The organism is Halopenitus malekzadehii, assembly GCF_900108505.1.
GTDB classification, from domain to species: domain Archaea; phylum Halobacteriota; class Halobacteria; order Halobacteriales; family Haloferacaceae; genus Halopenitus; species Halopenitus malekzadehii.
In genome coordinates this window covers 1,039,696-1,058,971 of record NZ_FNWU01000001.1, presented here as the reverse complement: position 1 = coordinate 1,058,971, position 19,276 = coordinate 1,039,696, and the positions used below count along the sequence as shown (strand labels likewise).

At 67.6% G+C, this 19,276-nt stretch carries 17 protein-coding genes; 8 read left to right on the top strand and 9 right to left on the bottom strand.

What is annotated here, in order from left to right; genetic code table 11:
- Positions 1–2: 2 nt before the first annotated feature.
- The 4 genes from BLW38_RS05230 to BLW38_RS05215 form a co-directional block, all read right to left on the bottom strand.
- Complete coding sequence (locus tag BLW38_RS05230) at positions 3–209, bottom strand: DUF5800 family protein (protein WP_092815239.1); 207 nt, start codon at positions 207–209, stop codon at positions 3–5.
- A gap of 61 nt (positions 210–270) precedes the next feature.
- Entirely contained in the window at positions 271–2,367 is a 2,097-nt protein-coding gene (locus tag BLW38_RS05225) for a sensor histidine kinase (protein WP_143040798.1), read from the bottom strand.
- A 168-nt stretch (positions 2,368–2,535) separates the two neighbouring features.
- Positions 2,536–3,906, bottom strand: coding sequence for a geranylgeranyl reductase family protein (locus BLW38_RS05220; protein ID WP_092815233.1), 1,371 nt, complete (start codon positions 3,904–3,906; stop codon positions 2,536–2,538).
- A gap of 113 nt (positions 3,907–4,019) precedes the next feature.
- Entirely contained in the window at positions 4,020–4,334 is a 315-nt protein-coding gene (locus BLW38_RS05215; protein ID WP_143040797.1) for a hypothetical protein, read from the bottom strand.
- A 152-nt stretch (positions 4,335–4,486) separates the two neighbouring features.
- Here BLW38_RS05215 and BLW38_RS05210 point away from each other — a divergent pair, with 152 nt between their 5' ends.
- The 5 genes from BLW38_RS05210 to BLW38_RS05190 all read left to right on the top strand — a co-directional run bounded on the left by BLW38_RS05210 (position 4,487) and on the right by BLW38_RS05190 (position 10,032).
- The gene (locus BLW38_RS05210) at positions 4,487–5,170 is read left to right on the top strand and encodes a PHP domain-containing protein (protein WP_092815227.1); all 684 of its coding nucleotides are present in this window, start codon (positions 4,487–4,489) and stop codon (positions 5,168–5,170) included.
- A gap of 6 nt (positions 5,171–5,176) precedes the next feature.
- Positions 5,177–6,358, top strand: coding sequence for an asparagine synthase C-terminal domain-containing protein (locus tag BLW38_RS05205; RefSeq protein ID WP_092815224.1), 1,182 nt, complete (start codon positions 5,177–5,179; stop codon positions 6,356–6,358).
- A gap of 279 nt (positions 6,359–6,637) precedes the next feature.
- On the top strand, positions 6,638–7,705 hold the full coding sequence (locus BLW38_RS05200; RefSeq protein ID WP_092815221.1) for a transcription initiation factor IIB: 1,068 nt from the start codon (positions 6,638–6,640) through the stop codon (positions 7,703–7,705).
- Between the two features lie 578 nt (positions 7,706–8,283).
- Positions 8,284–9,486: a methionine adenosyltransferase gene (locus BLW38_RS05195; RefSeq protein ID WP_092815218.1), complete on the top strand. Its 1,203-nt coding sequence runs from the start codon at positions 8,284–8,286 to the stop codon at positions 9,484–9,486.
- Between the two features lie 93 nt (positions 9,487–9,579).
- On the top strand, positions 9,580–10,032 hold the full coding sequence (locus BLW38_RS05190; protein WP_092815215.1) for a DUF5804 family protein: 453 nt from the start codon (positions 9,580–9,582) through the stop codon (positions 10,030–10,032).
- A gap of 57 nt (positions 10,033–10,089) precedes the next feature.
- On the opposite strand, the gene BLW38_RS05185 is transcribed toward BLW38_RS05190, so the two are convergent.
- Positions 10,090–11,022 (bottom strand): PLP-dependent cysteine synthase family protein, encoded by a 933-nt coding sequence (locus tag BLW38_RS05185; RefSeq protein WP_092815212.1) that lies wholly within the window; start codon positions 11,020–11,022, stop codon positions 10,090–10,092.
- A gap of 161 nt (positions 11,023–11,183) precedes the next feature.
- On the opposite strand from BLW38_RS05185, the gene BLW38_RS05180 reads away from it, so the two are divergent.
- Positions 11,184–11,570, top strand: coding sequence for a thioredoxin family protein (locus tag BLW38_RS05180; RefSeq protein WP_092815209.1), 387 nt, complete (start codon positions 11,184–11,186; stop codon positions 11,568–11,570).
- Positions 11,571–11,627: 57 nt separating this feature from the next.
- Here the strand turns inward: BLW38_RS05180 and BLW38_RS05175 are convergent, their stop codons facing one another.
- Together BLW38_RS05175 and BLW38_RS05170 are read right to left on the bottom strand one after the other, a co-directional pair.
- Positions 11,628–12,881, bottom strand: coding sequence for a Glu/Leu/Phe/Val family dehydrogenase (locus BLW38_RS05175; RefSeq protein ID WP_092815206.1), 1,254 nt, complete (start codon positions 12,879–12,881; stop codon positions 11,628–11,630).
- A 125-nt stretch (positions 12,882–13,006) separates the two neighbouring features.
- Complete coding sequence (locus tag BLW38_RS05170) at positions 13,007–13,966, bottom strand: DUF4382 domain-containing protein (protein WP_092815203.1); 960 nt, start codon at positions 13,964–13,966, stop codon at positions 13,007–13,009.
- Between the two features lie 140 nt (positions 13,967–14,106).
- Between BLW38_RS05170 and cdd the strand changes: the two genes are divergently transcribed.
- The gene (cdd, locus tag BLW38_RS05165; RefSeq protein WP_092815200.1) at positions 14,107–14,517 is read left to right on the top strand and encodes a cytidine deaminase; all 411 of its coding nucleotides are present in this window, start codon (positions 14,107–14,109) and stop codon (positions 14,515–14,517) included.
- 73 nt (positions 14,518–14,590) lie between these two features.
- On the opposite strand, the gene BLW38_RS05160 is transcribed toward cdd, so the two are convergent.
- Positions 14,591–15,562, bottom strand: a complete 972-nt coding sequence (locus BLW38_RS05160; RefSeq protein ID WP_092815197.1) for a mechanosensitive ion channel family protein — start codon at positions 15,560–15,562, stop codon at positions 14,591–14,593.
- 73 nt (positions 15,563–15,635) lie between these two features.
- A complete protein-coding gene (locus tag BLW38_RS05155; protein WP_092815194.1) occupies positions 15,636–16,766 on the bottom strand; it encodes a pyridoxal phosphate-dependent aminotransferase in 1,131 nt (376 codons plus the stop codon).
- 190 nt (positions 16,767–16,956) lie between these two features.
- Here BLW38_RS05155 and purL point away from each other — a divergent pair, with 190 nt between their 5' ends.
- On the top strand, positions 16,957–19,182 hold the full coding sequence (gene purL / locus BLW38_RS05150; RefSeq protein WP_092815191.1) for a phosphoribosylformylglycinamidine synthase subunit PurL: 2,226 nt from the start codon (positions 16,957–16,959) through the stop codon (positions 19,180–19,182).
- Positions 19,183–19,276: the final 94 nt, after the last annotated feature.

Sequence of the window (19,276 nt, the reverse complement as noted above, 5' to 3'; positions counted from 1 at the left end):
GGTCAGGCTCCCGCGACCACGTCCCCGACGCGGCGCGGTTCCCCTGTGAGGTCGGGATCGGATTCGACGATCTGGAGGATCTCGTGGTCGGTGACGTTCGGGTAGTCCTTCTCGGTGGCCTCCTCGATCAGATCGCGGTCGAGTCGGAACTCGGTCCCCTGGTAGACGACGTCGACGCCGTCGTCCTCGATGGAGAGGATGGTGCTCATGGCCGATCCGAGGCGTGTCCTCCCTATAAGGGTGCGGCTCTGCATCCACGCGGCGATGGCGTCACAGATGAAGCGAGACGACCGTGGTCGCCCCGTCCGGGATCGAGGCCGACTCCGCATCAGTTGTAGTCGACTCCGCATCAGTCGCAGTCGACCCCGTATCCGTCGCGTCACCCCCATCAGCAACCGATCCGGCAGTCGAGACGGAGCCCTTCGTCTCGATCGAGAGGCGTGCGCCGACCGAGTCGGCGGCCCACTTGACCAGCCAGAGGCCGACGCCGCTCCCGTGGGACAACGGCGTCTCCTCGTTCGTGTCGAGAACGGTGAGTTCGTTGTCGGGGATTCCCGGCCCGTTGTCCGCCACGGAGACGATCGTCTCCGAGTCCGTCCCGTCGATCGACACCCGGACGGCGGGGTTGGCGGCGTCGTTGTGGTCGGCGGCGTTTTCGACGAGACACCGAAGCGCGGTCTCGAGCCCCGGTCCACCGGTCACCGTTTCGGGACCGTCCCGCTCGACGGACACGGCGACGTCGGGATGGTCCCGGCGGACCGACTCGACGACCCGATGCACGACCCCCTCGAGATCGTATCGGACGACACGGCCACGTTGGTCGATGATGCGTTCGATCTCGCGTGCGTTCTCGCTGTTGCCGAGCAGCTCCTCGGTCGCCTCGCGGATCGCCTCGATCCGCTCGAGCATCGCTTCCTCGGATCGGTCGCCGTCTTCGGCGTCCGCGATCGCCGCGTCGTCAGCGGTCACCGCCTCGTCCGCAGTCACTGCGTCGTCCGCGATCGCCGCCTCGTCCGCGGTCGCCATCCCGTCCACGATGTCCTCGGCGAGGAGGTCGGCGTTCCCTCGGATCGTCGTGAGCTTGTTCCGGATGTTGTGTCGGAGCACGCGGGAGAGGATCTGTCGAAGCAGCTCGAGTTCCTCTTCACGGTCCTCCAACTCCCGTTCGCGCCGTTTGATCGGGGTGATATCCCGCAGGACGATCACCCACGCCGTCGAGTCGATCGACCGTTGGACCGTCGACGCCGAGACCGAGAAGTGTCGATCCGCATCGCCCATCTCGACGGTGATCTCCATATCATCGTGATCGTGATCGGGATCGGGATCGGGTCCCACCTCGGTCCGTGCGTCAGCGTCGGCGCTCGACGCCGTCGCTTCACCGGGAGTCGACCCGGAACCGCAAGCGGCCACTTCTGGCGCCGATTCGGTGCCGCCATCCGTCTCCTCGGGGATCGATTCGGCCTCGCTCCCGTCTCCGGTATGCGTTGCCGCCTCGAGAATGCGGTCGTACACGGTCGACGGCAGCGTCTCGAAGAACGCCGAGGCCGGCATCCCGACGTGAACGTCGTCGCCGGCGAAGAGCCGATCGGCGGTGGCGTTGTAATCGAGCACGCGTTCCTCGTCGTCGATCGTGACGACGGCATCATCCATCTCCGCCATCGCGACCTCCCGAGCGACCGGCACGACGGTGAGGAGATCCATCCGATAGAGCGCCTGCAACAGGAACACGCCGCTGCCCGCGAGCCCGATCGGGGTGAGATCGTACCGGATCGGGACGGTCCCGAACAGCGTCAGCAGATTCGCAATGACGGGGGGAACGACCGCCAGCGTCAGGATCGCGGCCTGTCGCCGCCGCAGTCCACGCGACCGCAACCACTCGCCGGCAAGCAGCACCGTCCCGGTCAGAACCAGGAAATAGTTCACGCCGGACTGGACCCAGAACCATGGCCCGTAGACGGCCATAAGGACGGTTCCCTGGACCGTCGTCTCCGGCGTCAACACCAGGTGATGATACGGGTTCGACCACGCGATCGCCTGGCCGAGGCCGACGTAGGCGACGAACGGAACGAGCGCGCGTTTCGAGGGCCACCAGCCCGTCGTCGATTCGACCGACAACAGCAGCCACCCGATCGCGAGCAGGGAGGCCGCGAGGAACCGAACGTTCCAGGCGGCCACCGAGAGGTCCGGGTTCGCGACGAGGTACTCGTTCCCGAGGCCGATCGGCCACAACGAGATCCCGAGTACCGCGAGCGCGAACCCACGGCTGCCGGGTGTGTCAGGGTGTCGAAGGGGCTCCCGCAGCAGGAACAGCAGCGCGGACCCCAACGCGAGGTACCCGACGCCCACCGTTCCGGCCGAGAGTGCCATCGTCGGAACGACTTCGTCGACCACTATAAACCCTCCTGCCGATGTCCGTCGTTCGGGGCCGGGATCATCCCACGAACGATCGCCGCGTCGCCGTCGATACCGGGGCGTGGCGCGTCGACTCGAGGCGTAGCGTCCGACGAGAGGCCCGGACAGGGACGCGATTCCCGATCAGTACTTCGCTTCGGCGCCGGTCGTCTCGTAGATCCGGTCGAGGATCTCGTCGCGGGAGTCGGTCCAGGCGGTCATTCGGTCGGGGGATGACGGATAGGCCCCGTAGTGGTCGAGCAGCTCGTCGGCGAGCTGTTTGGTCTCGTAGAAGTTCCAGATCGTTCCCCAGTAGCCGAAGCTCTTGATCGCGCACTTGAGCTTGAGCCCGAAGGACATCGACGTCGAGCCCTCATACAGCGCTTCCGCGAGGTTCTCGCCCGGGAGGGCCGCCAGCAGCCCCATCAGGTCGTCGATGTCGACGGCGGTCGAGAGGATGTTGTAGACGTCGAGGCCGGCGTACCGGCCGCCGAAGTGGTCCATCACGCGCTCGTTGTACCGCCAGAGAGCGTCCTCGCTCACGTCGCCGTCACCGATCGCCTCGACGGCCTGTTCGCCGGCGTACTTGCCCGCGTAGGCCGCGCCGGCGATCCCGCCCCCGGTCGTCGGGTTGACGTGGCCGGCCGCGTCGCCGACCGCCATATACCCCGGTGCGATCGCGGAGTCGTAGGGGCGGCGGGTCGGGAGGGCGGCGCCGAGCTTGTCGGTGACGGTCGCGCCGGCGAACTCGGGGCGGTCCCGGAGGTCCCGTTTGAGGGACTCGATGAGCTGCATCGGCTCCTCGTTCATCTGGAAGCCGAGCCCCGCGTTGATCTCGGTGTCCGTCCGCGGGAAGTACCAGAGGTACCCCGCCGCGCGCTCGGTCGGTTTGAACACGAGCGCGTCGTCCCACTCGACCGGCTCGGGAACCTCCACGATCTCGCGGTAGGCCGAGCAGAACTGCGAGTATCGGACGTTCGTGTCGAAGGTCGTACCTGAGAAGTCGACCTTGTCCTGCAGCAGCGAGAGCGAGCCCGCCCCGTCGATCACCACGTCCGCCGCGAAGTCGATCGCGTCCCCGCGGTGTTTCCCGCGAAGCCCGGTCACGCGGCCGGTTTCGTCCTGGAGTACGTCCCCGATCACGGTCTCGTAGTGGAACTCGACGCCGGCGTCCGCGGCGGCCTCGATGAGCCGGCGGCCGTAGTCCCAGCGGTCGATGACCGCGAGCTCGCCGGGAACGGGGATCTCGAGAACCGTGTCCTCCTGGGGGATCTCAAAGCGGCCGTGGTCGACGCCCGTGTTCGTGAACGCGGGCTCGATCCGGGATTTGGGGATCGCCTCGGGGAACGCGTCGGCCCCCTTCAACGCGTCGCCGCAGGCGATGTGGCCGGCCTCGGTCTCGTCCTTTCGCTCGACGATGGCGACGTCGAGGCCCGCATCGGCGATCGTCGTCGCGGCGTAACAGCCGGCCGTGCCGGCCCCCGCAACGACGACGTCGTACTCGTGGGTGGTCATACCTCATTCGTGGCCGCCGGGCGGGCAAAACTCTTTATGCCGATTTCCGTCCTTCAGCCGGCGTCAGAACACCGGGATCGGCAGGGAGTGCCGTCCCGGGTCGCCCCGGGAATTCACGCCGACGCCGTCGCGTACCGGTTCGCGTCCGCGATCGTCTTGAACAGCGCCCCGATCAGGCCGCCGACGAGCAGGGCGCCGGCGCCCATGATGATGACCAAGCCGATGATCATCCCGACGGCCTCCCGGACGATGCCGCTGTAGCCGACGACCAGTTCCGGGGTGAAAAAGACCAACAGCCCGACCGGTAACAGCAGCCAGCCTGCCAGAAAGACGATGATCAACCGGACCATCGCCGGGCTGAGCGCGTACGCGAAGGCTGAGTCGAAATCGACGCCACGGTCGGCCAGAACGTCCTCGACGTCGGTCATCGGATCACTGGCTGAACGAGCGGCGGCCGGACGCATAACCGTACCGGCCGGATCATCGAGTCCGAGCCCGCCCGACACGCGAGGTCGGGACCGATCCGACCGGCGGCCCGCACACCGCGCCGCTTTTCAGGGACTCCCGCGTACGAACGGTCGTGCTTTCGGTCGAGCTGCATACCCACTCGGAACGCTCCCACGACGGCCGCGACCCGGTCGACCTGCTGTTGGAGCAGGCGGCCGCGGTCGGGCTCGACGCCATCGCGGTCACCGACCACGACGCGATCGACGCGTCGATCGAGGCCGCCGATCGCGCCGCCGAGTACGGCCTCGTGGGGATCGTCGGGATGGAGGTGACGTGTGCGGCCGGCCACGTGCTCGCGTTCGGCATCGAGGAGTTGGTTCCCTCCGGGCTCCCCTACGAGGAAACCCTCGATCGGATCCACGACCAGGGCGGGATCGCGGTCGTTCCACACCCGTTCCAGAAGACCCGCCACGGCGTCGCGGCCCACATCGACGACGACCAGCTCGCCAGTGCCGACGCGATCGAGGTGTACAACTCCCGGCTGCTGACCGGACGGGCGAACCGCAAGGCCGAGCGGTTCGCGTTGGAACGCGACCTGCCGATGACCGCCGGCAGCGACGCCCACGTCTCGGAGATGGTCGGACAGGCGGTCACCGAGGTCGACGCCGACGAGCGGTCCGCCGCCGGGATCCTCAAGGCGATCGCCGCCGGACGAACGAGCGTCATCGGTCGCCGAACCCCCTGGCACGTCTCCTTCCGTCAGGCGGCCGGCGGCGCGAAGCGGCGGGTCCTCAGACGGCTGGACGACCTCCGGTGAGACTCGATGACGTCCGATGGAGACTTCCGTGGCGTCGGCGGCGTGACTCCCGACCGCGTTCGTCGAGCGCTCCGCGAGTCCGATCCGTTTCCCGGCGGCGCGGGGTTCGGCGGCCGGATCGAGCGTGAGGACGGGACGCCGATCCTCGCTCGTGACGTTCTCGGCCGCGTTCCGGTCTTCGTGGAGGCGGACGCTGCCGACCCGACGGCGGCGGGATCGTGGGCGTTCGACCGGCGCTCCCTCACGGATCCGCGCCCGGTTCCGGCCGGTGCGATACTGACGCCCGAGGGAGAACGGACCGTCTGGACGCTCCCGGACTCGCGAGCGGATCCGGCGGCTGCTGCACAAACGGCGGTTGAGACGGCGACCCGGGACGTGATCCGTCTCGACGCCGGCGACGACGTCGATGACGTCGAATCCGACGCCGCCGTCGCGTTCTCGGGCGGCGTCGATTCAGCGGTCATCGCGGCGGGCGCTCCCGAGGCACCCTGTTACGTCGCCGGCTTCGAGGACTGCCACGACGTCGCGGCAGCACGGGCGGCCGCGGACGCGATGGATCGTGAGCTGCACGAGGTCCGGATCGACCACGACGACCTCCGGGCTGCCGTTCCGGAGATCGCCGCGGCGACCGGGCGAACGAACCCGATGGATCTCGCGATCGCGATCCCGCTATACTGCACCGCGCGCGCTGCTGCAGCGGACGGGCACGATCGGATCCTGCTCGGGCAGGGGGCCGACGAGCTGTTCGGCGGGTACAGCAAGGTCGTCGAGCCCGGGGACGACCACCGGGTCGACGCGAATACGGTGCAAGGCGCGCGCGACGAGACGATGCGGACGCTGCCGGCACAGATCGAACGCGACGTCGGTGCGATCCGGGCGACCGGGATCGAGCCCGTCACGCCACTTCTGGATGACCGTGTGGTGGCGGCTGCGCGACGGCTGCCCGGCGAACTGCTCGCGACGCCCGACGAACGGAAGATCGCGCTCCGGAGCGCCGCCGAGGGACTGGTCCCGGAGTCCGTCCGGACTGCCGAGAAGAAGGCGGTGCAGTACGGCACCTACGTCTCCCGCGAGCTCGACCGGCTCGCCCGGCAGGCCGGGTTTAAACGGCGGATGGAGAACCACGTCGAGCGGTACGTCGAGGCGGAGCTGATCGAGTCGGATCCCGCGGGCGAAACCGTCGGATAGACCGCGATCGGAACCGAACGGAGGATCGACCCGGATCGCCGTGCCCGTCACCGAATCGGGACCATATTCATATATATATATAAACGAACGATCGTGTTGGAGTTTTCGGAGGTTTCGGGGCGTCTACCGTCGGTTGTGATCGGATAACACAATACATTTATTACTACCCAGTTCCTAACTCTGAGTGAAGAACACGAGCGAGGTCGATTTTATATTCCTTTCGTCCTCCTCAGCCGCGCACCACGCGACCGCGGCCCGCAGTCATCACGAGCACACCCAATGAGTCAGACACGCTTCAGCGCCACCCGGCGCACGACCGACACGAACCGAGAGACGACCGACGACCGACGGACCGGGACGCGCTCCGGCGACGCCGAATCGACGACCGAGGACGAGCAGGCACACGAACACGACCACGAGTCGACGACGACCTGTCCGGAGTGTGGCAGCACCCTTCGAAACGAGGGCGCCGAGACCGTCTGTTCGAGCTGTGGCCTCGTCGTCGACGCCGACGAGATCGACCGCGGGCCCGAATGGCGCGCGTTCGACGCCAGCGAGAAGGACTCGAAGTCCCGCGTGGGCGCCCCGACGACGAAGATGATGCACGACGACGGGCTCTCGACGAACATCGGCTGGCAGGACAAGGACGCCTACGGCAACTCGCTCTCCTCGAACCAGCGACAGAAGATGCAGCGGCTCCGGACCTGGAACGAGCGCTTCCGGACCCGCGATTCGAAGGAGCGTAACCTCAAACAGGCGCTCGGCGAGATCGACCGGATGGCCTCCGCGCTCGGCCTCCCCGAGAACGTCCGCGAGACCGCCTCCGTCATCTACCGGCAGGCGCTCGACAACGACATGCTCCCCGGCCGGTCGATCGAGGGGATCGCGACGGCGAGCCTCCAGGCGGCCGCCCGGATGGAGCAGGTACCGCGATCGATCGACGAGATCGCGGCCGTCAGCCGGGTCGACGCCGAGGAGTTCAAGCGCGCCTACCGGTACATCAACCGGGAGCTGAAGCTGGAGATCCAGCCGGCCGACCCCGTCGAGTACCTCCCGCGGTTCGCAAGCGACCTGGCAGTCCCCGACGAGACCGAGCAGTTCGCCCGCCAGCTGCTCGAGCAGGGGAAACGGCAGAACGTCCACAGCGGCAAGTCGCCGGTCGGCCTCGCGGCCGCCGCGATCTACGCCGCCGGAAAACTCACCAACGTCGATCTCACCCAGAGCGAGGTCAGCGACGCCACCGGAATGAGCGAGGTCACGATCCGGAACCGCTACCAGGAGCTGCTCGAGGCCGAGGAGGCGCGGTTCCCCGGCGTCGGAGAAGGCGACGCGGACGCCGCCGCCTGATCGCGGGGCATCTCGACACCGGAATCGGTTTCGGAAGCACGTTTTTGAGCGTATTCCGGGAGCATACCGGAGAGCGTTGCGAGAGAACGCGTTCAGAGAACCGGCCAGAGGTCGATAACCGGCCAGAGATCGATCGGCCCCGCCTTGCGGCGAGGCGATCGGGACGAACCGGTGACTGACCAAGCCACTGGGAGCACTCGTCCGCGTCGGCGTCCGGGATGCCGCCTCGCGGCACGGACGCCGTCAGTCGATCGGTCCGGTGGTACCTAAACCGCATCTGCTCCGTCAAAACTGGCCACACCATCTCGATGATCCTCAGTATCGTTTCTTTTATGGCCCTGATACTGGCCTCAGATATACGACACGCCACGTATTCACGTCACTTTTGATCGATCCGATAGTTCCGCATCAACCGATCCCGCCTCCGCCAACCACTCTATCGACGCGGTCCATACCCCGGCGGTCGATCAGTCGGACCGACCATCCCGATCCGTCCGTCGGAATATTCCTCAGAGGAATGAATAGCACCGAAACACTTTCCGCAAGTTATACCGTATCGCGTCCGATACGCGTAGCTAATGAGTCGGAACATCCAGGTCAGTCGCCTCGACCGGACGGCGGTCGAGGATCAGGACGTCGAGATCGTCGAGCGAAAGGGGATCGGGCATCCAGATTCGATAAGCGACGGCATCGCGGAGTCGGTCTCCCGGGCACTCTCACAGCTATACCTCGATCGGGTCGGCACGGTCCTCCACTACAACACTGACGAGACGCAACTGGTCGCCGGCAACGCCGCCCCCGCGTTCGGCGGCGGCGAGGTGGTCGAGCCGATCTACATCCTCATCGTGGGTCGCGCAACCAAGAAATACGACGGTCAACAGCTGCCGGTCGACTCGACGGCACTGGCGGCGGCCCGCGAGTACCTCGCCGAGGCGATCCCGGAACTGGAGTACGGGACCGACGTCATCGTCGACGTCAAGCTCGGCGAGGGGTCGGGCGACCTGCAGGACGTCTTCGGCGAGGAGGAAGCACAGGTTCCGATGGCCAACGACACCTCCTTCGGCGTCGGCCACGCGCCGCTCACCGAAACCGAGCGGATCGTGCACGACGCCGAGCGCGAGCTCAACACGACCTACCACGCCGACCATCCCGAACTCGGCCCGGACGTGAAGATCATGGGCAAACGCGAGGGCGACCGGATCGACATCACGGTGGCCGCCGCGATGGTCGACCGCTACATCGACGACTTCGAGGCGTACGACGACGCCGTTGAATCGGTCCGGGAGTTCGTGTCCGATCTCGCCCGCGACCGGACCGACCGCGAGGTCCACGTCGACGTCAACACCGCCGACGACTACGAGGAGAACTCCATCTACCTCACCGTGACGGGGACGTCCGCCGAGCAGGGTGACGACGGCTCGGTCGGTCGCGGCAACCGCGCGAACGGGCTGATCACGCCGAACCGGCCGATGTCGATGGAGGCGACCTCCGGCAAGAATCCGGTCAACCACATCGGCAAGATCTACAACCTGCTCTCGACGGAGATCGCCGAGTCCGTCGCCGCCGAGGTCGACGGGATCCGCGACCTGCAGGTCCGCCTGCTCTCGCAGATCGGCCGCCCGATCGACGAGCCGCACGTCGCCGACGCGCAGGTGGTCACCGAGGACGAGGTCGACCTGGCGGACGTCGAGGACGAGATCGTCGCGATCGTCGACGCGGAGCTCGACGACGTTACGGGCGTGACCCGGCGCGTCATCGAGGGCGACGTCTCGACGTTCTGACCACGGGTCGCGACCGCCCGACCACGGACGAGGGGCGACGACCACGGATCGACCGACCACAACCGATTTGCGGTCGGGGAACCGACTCCGGATATGACGCAGGTGTGTCTCGTGGGCGATCCGGCGGTGAGCCTCGCGTACGAACTCCTCTCGCGCGAGACCGCCCGGGAGGCGCTGTCGACGTACGAGATCACGGAGCCGTTCGCCAACAGCATCGCGGTCGAGACGGTGAGCCTCGGCGCGGCCGTCTCGCTGTGTAACGACCTGAACTGGTACCTCGTCCGCTTCGTCCGCGAGACGCTGATCCGCGACCCGTCGATCGACGCCGAGGAATGGCTTTCGCGGGAGCTCGCACGGCAGGTCCGCGACGGCGAGGTTCGCCCCGAGGAAACCGACCAGCGACTCGAGCTGTTCGGCGTCGTCGACGGCGAGCTCGTCGATCCGGTGTTCAAACGGCGCGAACGGGGGACGGTCCCGGAACACGACCGGGACGACCTCGACGGGACCGTCGTGGTCCGCGTGAGCGATTCGGAGTTCTCACCCTGAGTACGGTTCATTCCGGCTGTTCTGCCGGTTCCGCTGCGTCCGGCCGCTCCCGACGCGTCACTCGACGTCGTTCCCGTCGGGTTCGAACATCCCGGTCGAGAGGTAGCGCTCGCCGCTGTCCCAAAAGACCGTGACCACGAGCGGCTCGTCGCCGGCGTACGCGCCCGACTCCCGAAGATCCCCGGCGACGGCCTTCGCCGCGAGGTTCGAAGCGCCCGAGGACTGCCCGACCAGGATCCCCTCCTCGCGAGCGAGCCGTCGACACTCCGCCTCGGCGTCCGCGAGTTCGACCGTGTGAACTCCATCGAGGAGGTCCGTATCGAGGTTCGGGGCGATGAACCCCGGCCCCATTCCCTGGAAGGAATCGCCGGTCGGCTCCTCGCCGGACAACACCGCGCTGTCGGCGGGCTCGACGGCGTCGATCCTGACGTCCGGGAACGCCTCCCGGAGACGCCGGCCGGTGCCGGTGATCGTCCCCCCGGTGCCGACGCCGGCGACGAGCGCGTCGATCGGCCGGCCATCGACCTGGTCGAGGAGCTCCACGCCGGTCGTCTCGTAGTGGGCACGCGGATTCGCGGGGTTCTCGAACTGCCGCAGCTGAACCAGCCCCTCGGCCTCGAGCTCGTCGGCCCGATCCTTGGCGTCCGAAATGTCGCCCTCGACGAGCTCGACGGTGGCCCCGAAGGCCCGCATGATGCGGCGTCGTTCGGGCGATTTTGAGGTCGGCATCACGATCGTCACGTCGTAGCCCTTCGCCGCGCCGCACATCGCGATCCCGACGCCGGTGTTGCCGGAGGTCGGCTCGACGATGCCGTCGCCCGGCGAGAGCTCGCCGGACTCCTCGGCAGCCTCGATCATCGCGATCGCGGGACGATCCTTGGCCGACCCGCCCGGGTTCTTCGATTCGATCTTCGCCGCCACCGTGGTCCCCGCCGGCGAGGAGACGCGAACCAGCGGCGATCCGACGGTGTCGAGGATGCCGTCGTCCATTGGCCTCGCCTACGACGAGCGCGCCTAAACCATCTACGGACTGCGGCAAGGTGCGATCGGGTGGGTGAGCCGACCGGCACTCGCGTTGGGCTGGTGTGACGCCTGCACGGAAAACCGCCGGCGACGCGCCCCTTTTATTTGCCCCGCCCCTAGGCGGGCGTATGCCACTACGGACGCTACAGCCGAACGCGGCGTGGAGCGAAGCGGGCTATGAGGACGCGATCGAGACCGTGGGTGCTGACGACGCGTACGTGTTCAAGGTCTGGGGCGGCGACTGGTGTGGCGACTGCCGCCAGCAGCTCCCGGACTTCGCCGCGGCCCTGGAGGCCGCCGGCGTCCCCGACGACCGGATCGAACACCATCCCGTCGAGAAGGCCGATGACGGATCCAAGGTCGGACCGGGCGTCGAGGAGTACGACATCGAGCTGATCCCGACGGTCGTCGTCGAGCGCGACGGCGAGGAACTCGCACGGTTCGTCGAGGAGGCGGACGTGCCGATCGCCGTCTTCCTCGCCGCACGGCTCGACGAGATCGACGCGACGGCCTAACAGACATCTCGACCCGTTGAAAACGGTTCCCCACCCAGTTTTGCGCCGTTCAGCCGTTTAGGGCCAGTTTCCGGCCTGGTCGTAGGCATCGGCCACGCGCTGGAGCGCGACGACGTAGGCCGCGGTGCGGAGGTTCGGCAGGTCGTGGGCCTCGTAGGCATCGACGAGGCCGTCGAAGGCCTCGATGGTGACCCGTTCGAGCTCCTCGTTCACGCGCTCTTCGGTCCAGCTGAACCGCTGTCGGTTCTGGACCCACTCGAAGTAGGAGACGGTGACGCCGCCGGCGTTCGCGAGGATGTCCGGCACGACCCAAACGTTGCTGTCGGCGAGGACGTCGTCGGCACCCGGCGTCAGCGGACCGTTGGCCGCCTCGACGACGACATCGGCCTGCACGTCCTCGGCGAGGTCGGCGTCGATCGCGTTCTCGAGGGCCGCGGGAACGAGGAGGTCGACGTCAAGCGTAAGCAGCTCCTCGTTGGATACCTCCTCGGCGTCGCCGTAGCCGACGACGCTGCCGGTCTCGTTCTTGTGGTCCTTCACGTCGACCGGATCCAGTCCACGTGGGTCGTGGATGCCGCCGGCGGAGTCAGAGACGGCGACGACCGTCGCGCCGATATCGTCAAGGAGGTCAGCCGCGATCCAGCCGGCGTTGCCGTACCCCTGTACGGCGACCGAGGCGCCCTCGATCTGCTCGCCGATCCAGTCAAAAACCTCGCGGGCCGCGAACATCGTTGAGCGGCCGGTTGCCTCGACGCGCCCCGCCGACCCGCCCGAGTCGATCGCCTTTCCCGTGATGACGCCGGGAGCAGTCGTGTTTTCGAGGGTCTCGTAGGTGTCTTTGATCCAGTTCATCTCCCGCTGTCCCGTGTTGACGTCGGGTGCGGGGATGTCGCGGTCCTCGCCGATGATCGGCCGGAGCTCGGTCGCGAACGCCCGAGTGATCCGCTCCAGCTCGGCCTCGGAGTACTGGGTGGGATCGATGCTGATGCCGCCCTTCCCGCCGCCGTAGGGGATGTCGACGGTCGCACACTTGTACACCATCCAGCCCGACAGCGCCTTCACCTCGTCGCGGGTGACGCCCGGGTGGTAGCGGATCCCGCCTTTATACGGGCCGCGGTCGCCGTTGAACTGCGAGCGGTACGCCCGGACCGTTTCGAGGGAGCCGTCGTCGAGTTCGACGGTGAGGTTGGTCTCGAGCACCCGTTCGGGGTTCTTCAGCCGCTCGATGACTCCGTCGTCGACGTCGAGGTGTGCCGCGGCGTCGTCGATCTGCTCCTGGAGACTCTCGAACGGATTGGTCTCGTCCGACATACCTACACGAGCCACATCCGCGTGGTTAACTGTACCGTCTCATACTCCCGTGGCGAATTTTGCCACGCCCACCCACTGCGTTCAACCGCCACAGTGGGGATCGAACGGTGGCGACCGTTCCCGCGCTACTGTGCGGCTCCCGGACTCTCCGTCTGGGACTCCGTGCCGGGATCGGTCGTTCCCGACTCCGCCTCGGTTCCGGGCGGCGTCGCGGTGTCAGTCGTTTCGGTCGTTTCGGCTCCCGATTCGTCCCCGTATCGGACGGTCGTCCCACTGGCGACGGGGCGGATGATGTAGCGTGTTCCCTGTCCGGTCCGGTTCGGGGCGAAGTCGGCAATGAACGTCGTCGTGGCCGATTCCCGGACCTCGAAGGACTGCTTGAACTGAAGCGGCGCGTTTCCGGGCGTCCGGACGTCCGCCTCCTCGCCGGTGGTCAAGACGCCGGTCGTCTTGGTGACGTCGAGCTGGAGGAATTGATAACTGCCGACTTCGACCTCAGTCTCGTCGATGAGCTTGGTGCTGCCGTCCTGCAGTTGGACGAGATCAGCCTCCTGCGGCTCCGCGAACTCGACGTAGTACCGACCGGTTTCGCCGTCGGCGTCCTCGGCGTTCTCGGCGTCGGTACCATCGTCACCGTCCGCCTCCTCATCGTCACTCTCCTCGCCGTCAGGAGTTGCCGTTGCGGCCTCAGTTCCCGCCGGCGTCGCCGTGTCGGTCGTAGTCGCCGTATCGGTCTCAGTCGTCTCGGCGGTTCCGTCCTCCGTCGCTTCTTGATCGGGCGTCTGGGCGTCCTCGTCGTCCGAATCGTCCCCGGACTCGGCAGGCTTGATCCAGATCCCGTCGATCGTCACGACGAGTGACTCGAAGTCGCCGATGTCGTTCGGCTGATCGGTGACGCTCGTCGAGAGGGTTCCATAGCGCGTGGCGTCGGTCGATCCGTCGTCCGTATCGCTGGAACCGGCACCACCTTCGGATCCATCCGACCCATCGGTGCCGTCAGACCCGCCGTTTCCGCCGGTACAACCGGCGAACGCGCCGGTGGTTGCTGCAGCTGTGATCCCCCGTATGTATGTGCGCCTCTGCATCGTCTCGGACGAGACGAGTGAACGGGAAAGGCGTGCCGGAGTCAAATGCTGAACGCGTGAAACTACCACGCGCACAACCCACGGACGACGCTCCGCGACGACCCGTGGATTTATCGATCGAGGTCGTCCACCGATTGGCAATGGACGCCGATCAGCTCATCGAGGCGGCTCGAAACGCGCTAGAGAACGCCCACGTTCCGTATTCAGGATACACCGTCGGTGCGGCGCTTGTCACCGCCGACGGGACGGTCTACACCGGGTGTAACATCGAGAACGCGAACTACTCGAACAGCCTCCACGCCGAGGAGGTCGCGATCGCGGAGGCCGTCAAGAACGGCCACGAGGCGTTCGACCGGATCGCGGTCACATCCGGCGCGAAGGACGGCGTCACGCCCTGCGGGATGTGCCGGCAGACGCTGGCGGAGTTCTGCGACGACGACCTCACGATCGTCTGTGACGAGGGCGCGGACGGGACGACGACCTACACGCTCGGGGAGCTGCTTCCGAACACGATCTCGGCGGACACGCTCTCGGCGGCCGAACATCGCTAGTCGTCGGTGGCGCATCGCTAGTCGTCGGTGGCGCATCGCTAGTCGTCGGACGGGTGTTGCTCGACGCCGCCAGTCACCGGTTCCGGCTTACAGGGAAGGCGATCCGGTCGGGATGCTCGTTGAACCGGTCCAGGATCCGTTCGTACAGCTCGTTTTTTACCCGCTGGCCGCGGCGGGGATGTGCCAGGTATCGGAGCCGCAGCTCGACCCAGCTCTCGCGCTGGGTGACGTTCACCGACGGGCCGTCGGCGACCTCCAGCTCCACCGGCGTCTCCGCGAGCGCCTCACGGTAGGTGGCGACGTGGCGGGCCATCTCCTCGCCAAGGTAGTCGGCGGCCTCCTCGCGCATCAGATCGCGGGCGAACGCGAGGTCGGTCTCGAAGGCCACCTGGATCGGGATCTCGTTCCAGACCGACGGGGACCCGCCCCCGCCGAAGTTGACGACCTCCGAGGAGAGTACGAGGCTGTTCGGGACGGTGATCACGCGTCCCGACGGTTGGTTGGTCGTGACGAGTTCGCCGTTGATCTCCCAGATCGTCGTGACCAGGAAGTCGACGGCGATGACGTCGCCCTTCGCGTCGCCGATCCGGACCCGATCGCCGACGCCGTAGGGTCGTTTGAGGAGGATATAGCCCCACGCGATCAACGACAACAGCGGCTGCTGGAGCGCGAACGTGATCGCGAACCCGACGACGCCGAGCGAGAGAAGCAGGCCGAGCCACTGCTGGGTCAGGGCCGCGAGGGCGGTGACGGTGGCGGCGAGCCCGAACGCGAGCCGCAGAACGTTCCGCGCGTCGTGGGCGCGCCGCTTGCTCGCGTGACGCGTGAGCGCAGCGAGCGTGAAGGCGTAGAGTCCGTACGCGACGAGCAGGATCGCCGCGAGGAGCAGCCCCTTGCTCGCTATCGGGAACAAAGCGATCCCGAGGGGCGTCGGGAACGTCGCGATCGGGCCCGTCGGGGGCGGATCCGCGGCGGACAGCAGGCCGGCGCCGACCCCGGAAGCGATCCCGGCGAGCACGGATCCGATGGCGACGCGTCGGTCCACTTCCGGATCGAACGCGGCGCATCAAGTAAACGGTTGTGCCGGCCGGGGCTCCCTGCAGCCCCAAGCGACGGCGTCACTCGGTGACGGCGTCGTGGGCGTCGGCCATCACGTCGAGCGCGTCGCGGATGGTCGCCTCGTCGGTCGCGTAGGAGAGTCGGGCGTGGCCGGCGCCGCCGTCGCCGAAGGCGTCTCCGGGGACGATGATGAGACCACGTTCGATGCATTCGTCGACGAAGCCGTCGGGCACCTTCGGCATCGCGTAGAAGGCCCCGCGCGGCGTCGGACAGTCGATGCCGATCTCCGCGAGTCCATCGAGCAGGACGTCGCGCCGTCGTTTGAACGTGGCCGTCATCTCGTCGACCACCGACTGGTCGCCGGTGAGGGCGGCCTCCGCGGCGAACTGCGAGGGCGCCGACGCGCACGCCTGTGCGTACTGGTGGATACGGAGCATCCGGTCGATCCGATCGCTCGTCGCGGTGACCCAGCCGAGCCGCCAGCCCGTCATCGAGTAGAGCTTCGAGACCGAGTGGACGACCACCAGGTTCCCGCCCGTGTCGAACTCCATCGGCGAGTGGTGATCGCCGTCGAAGACGGTGTACTCGTAGACCTCGTCGGAGATGCACAGCACGTCGTGCTCCCGTGCGATGCGGGCGAACTCCGCGACGTCCTCGCGGGGTGCAACGGCGCCGGTCGGGTTCGCCGGCGAGTTGATGACGAAGGCGGCGGTGTCCTCGGTGATCGCGTCCTCGACGGCCGCCGGATCGAGCGTGAGGTCGTCCCGCAGTTCGACGGGAACCGGGTCCGCGCCCGCGAGCTTCGTCAGCGCCGCGTAGGAGACGAACCCGGGGTCGGGAACGATGACCTCGTCGCCCGCATCCACGTGGGCCTCCATCGCGAGGTGGAGTCCCTCGCTGCCGCCGGCGGTCGCGATCACGTCGTCGACGTCGACCGAGACGCCCTGATCGCGTTCGTGTTTGGCGACGATCGCCTCCCGGAGCGACTCCAGGCCGCGGTTCGGCGTGTAACTATCCGCACGTCCGGCCCGGATCGCCTCGACGGCGGCCTCGCGTGCGTGATTCGGGGTCGGGAAATCGGGCTGACCGATCCCCATATCGATCGCGTCGTCGCCGGCCGCCTCGAAGACGTCGCGGATGCCGCTGGGCGGGATCCGTTCGATCCGGTCGGAGAACGTCGGTGATGCCATACCTAACGCAGCGATCCGGCCGCGAATAATTCTTGTCACATCCCGCGAGTCACGTGCGTCGGGCGGCGACACGTGTCGCACGTCGCACACGTCGGCGGCCCCATACGGTGCCGGTCACACGTTCCGAATCGTGATCCACGAATGTGGGTATGGAAAGACATTAGAACGGCCGATATCACCATACAACTGAATGAGCCTGTCCGACGCGGACGCCGAGCTCGTGCGCGAGGAGCTCGGACGCGATCCCACCCCAGCCGAGGCCGAGCTGTTCGAGAACCTCTGGAGCGAACACTGTGCGTATCGCTCCTCGCGACCGCTTTTGGGCGCCTTCGAGAGCGAGGGCGACGCGGTCGTGATCGGCCCGGGCGACGACGCCGCCGTACTCGCGCTGCCAACGCCCGACGCCGCGGAGACGCCCGCAGGCGAGCGCGACGGCGACGACTACGGCGACACCTATGTCACCTTCGGCGTCGAGAGCCACAACCACCCCTCCTACGTCGACCCCTTCGACGGGGCGGCCACCGGCGTCGGCGGCATCGTTCGGGACACGATGAGTATGGGCGCGTACCCGATCGCCCTGCTCGACTCGCTGTACTTCGGGTCCTTCGACCGGGACCACGCGAAATACCTCTTCGAGGGCGTCGTCGAGGGGATCTCCCACTACGGGAACTGCATCGGCGTCCCGACGGTCGGGGGCAGCGTCGCCTTCCACGAGGGCTACGAGGGCAACCCCCTCGTCAACGTCGCCTGCGTCGGCCTGACGAACGAGGAGCGGCTCGTGACCGCAACGGCCCAGGAACCCGGCAACGCACTCGTCCTCGTCGGCAACGCGACCGGGCGTGACGGTCTCGGCGGCGCCTCCTTCGCCTCCGAGGACCTCGCGGAGGACGCCGAGACCGAGGACCGGCCGGCCGTGCAGGTCGGCGACCCCTACGCGGAGAAGCTGCTGATCGAGTGCAACGAGGCACTGCTCGATGGGGATCTCGTCGTCTCCGCCCGCGACCTCGGCGCGGCCGGCCTCGGCGGCGCCTCCTCCGAGCTGGTCGCGAAGGGCGGACTCGGCGCGCGTCTCGCACTCGATCAGGTCCACCAGCGCGAACCGAATATGGCGCCGCTGGAGATCCTCCTCGCGGAGTCCCAGGAGCGGATGTGCTACGAGGTCGCCCCCGAGAACGTCGAGCGCGTTCGGGAGCTGGCGGAGCGGTTCGACCTCGGGTGCTCGGTCATCGGCAAGGTGACTGAGGGGACCTACACCTGCACCTTCGAAGGCGAGACGGTCGTCGACGTCGACGCCGCATTCCTCGCTGACGGCGCGCCGATGAACGATCTGGACGCGACCGAGCCCGAACGTGCACCCCGAGATCTTCCCGAGGTCGACCTCGATACGGCCTTCGAGGCGGTCCTCTCCGCGCCCTCGACGGCGAGCAAGCAGTGGGTCTACCGCCAGTACGACCACGAGGTCGGCACACGAACCGCGCTCACGCCCGGCGACGACGCAGCGATTATGGCGATCGATGAAGCGGCCGAGGCGGACGCCCTCGACGGGACCGACGGGACTGACGCAACTGATGCGACCGGGGTCGGGCTCGCGCTCTCGTCCGGCGCGAACCCGAACTGGACTGAAGCCGCCCCCTACGACGGTGCCCGTGCGGTCGCGCTCGAGAACGCGACCAACCTGGCGGCGAAGGGTGCGGTTCCGCTCGCGGCGGTCGACTGCCTCAACGGCGGCAATCCCGAGAAGTCGGACGTCTACGGCGGCTTCACCGCGATCGTCGACGGACTCGCCGAGATGTGTGCCGCCCTCGAGACGCCGGTCGTCGGCGGCAACGTATCGCTGTATAACGACAGCGTCGAGGGACCGATCCCGCCGACCCCGACGCTCGCGGTGCTCGGAACGAAGCGCGGGTACGACGCACCGCCCGCCGCGCTCGATGCGACCGTCGCCGACGACTCCGAGCTCCTCCTCGTGGGCGCCGGGGGCGATGCGCTCGGCGGCTCGGAGTATCTGGCGCAGGTCGGCGGCACCGACCGATTCCCGACGCTTCCCGAAGCGGACCCCGTGGACCTGATCGACACGCTCGCGCGGGTCGCGCGACACGAGTCGACGGTCGCTGCGCACGACGTGAGCGATGGCGGGCTGGCGGTCGCGCTCGCCGAGCTCGTCACGGATGAAGCCGGGGCCGACGTCGAACTGCCCGACCACGTCGCCGCCTTCGAGGAGACGCCCGGTCGGCTCGTGGTCCAGACGACCGACTCGGAGGCGGTGGCCGAGCTGGCCGGCGACGTCCCGGTCCACACGCTCGGATCGGTAACGGACGGCGGACGACTTCGGCTGGCGGTCGGCGAGGACCGCGTCGAGACGACGGCCGCCGAAGTCCGCGATCTGCGGGACGTGCTCGAACGCGAGATCGCCTGAGTCGGGTCCTTTCCCGCCGATCGATTCGAACGTTCCCGCCGATCGATGTGGGCCAACGATGTGCAAGCGACTGACCGACGGGGCAGTATATGAT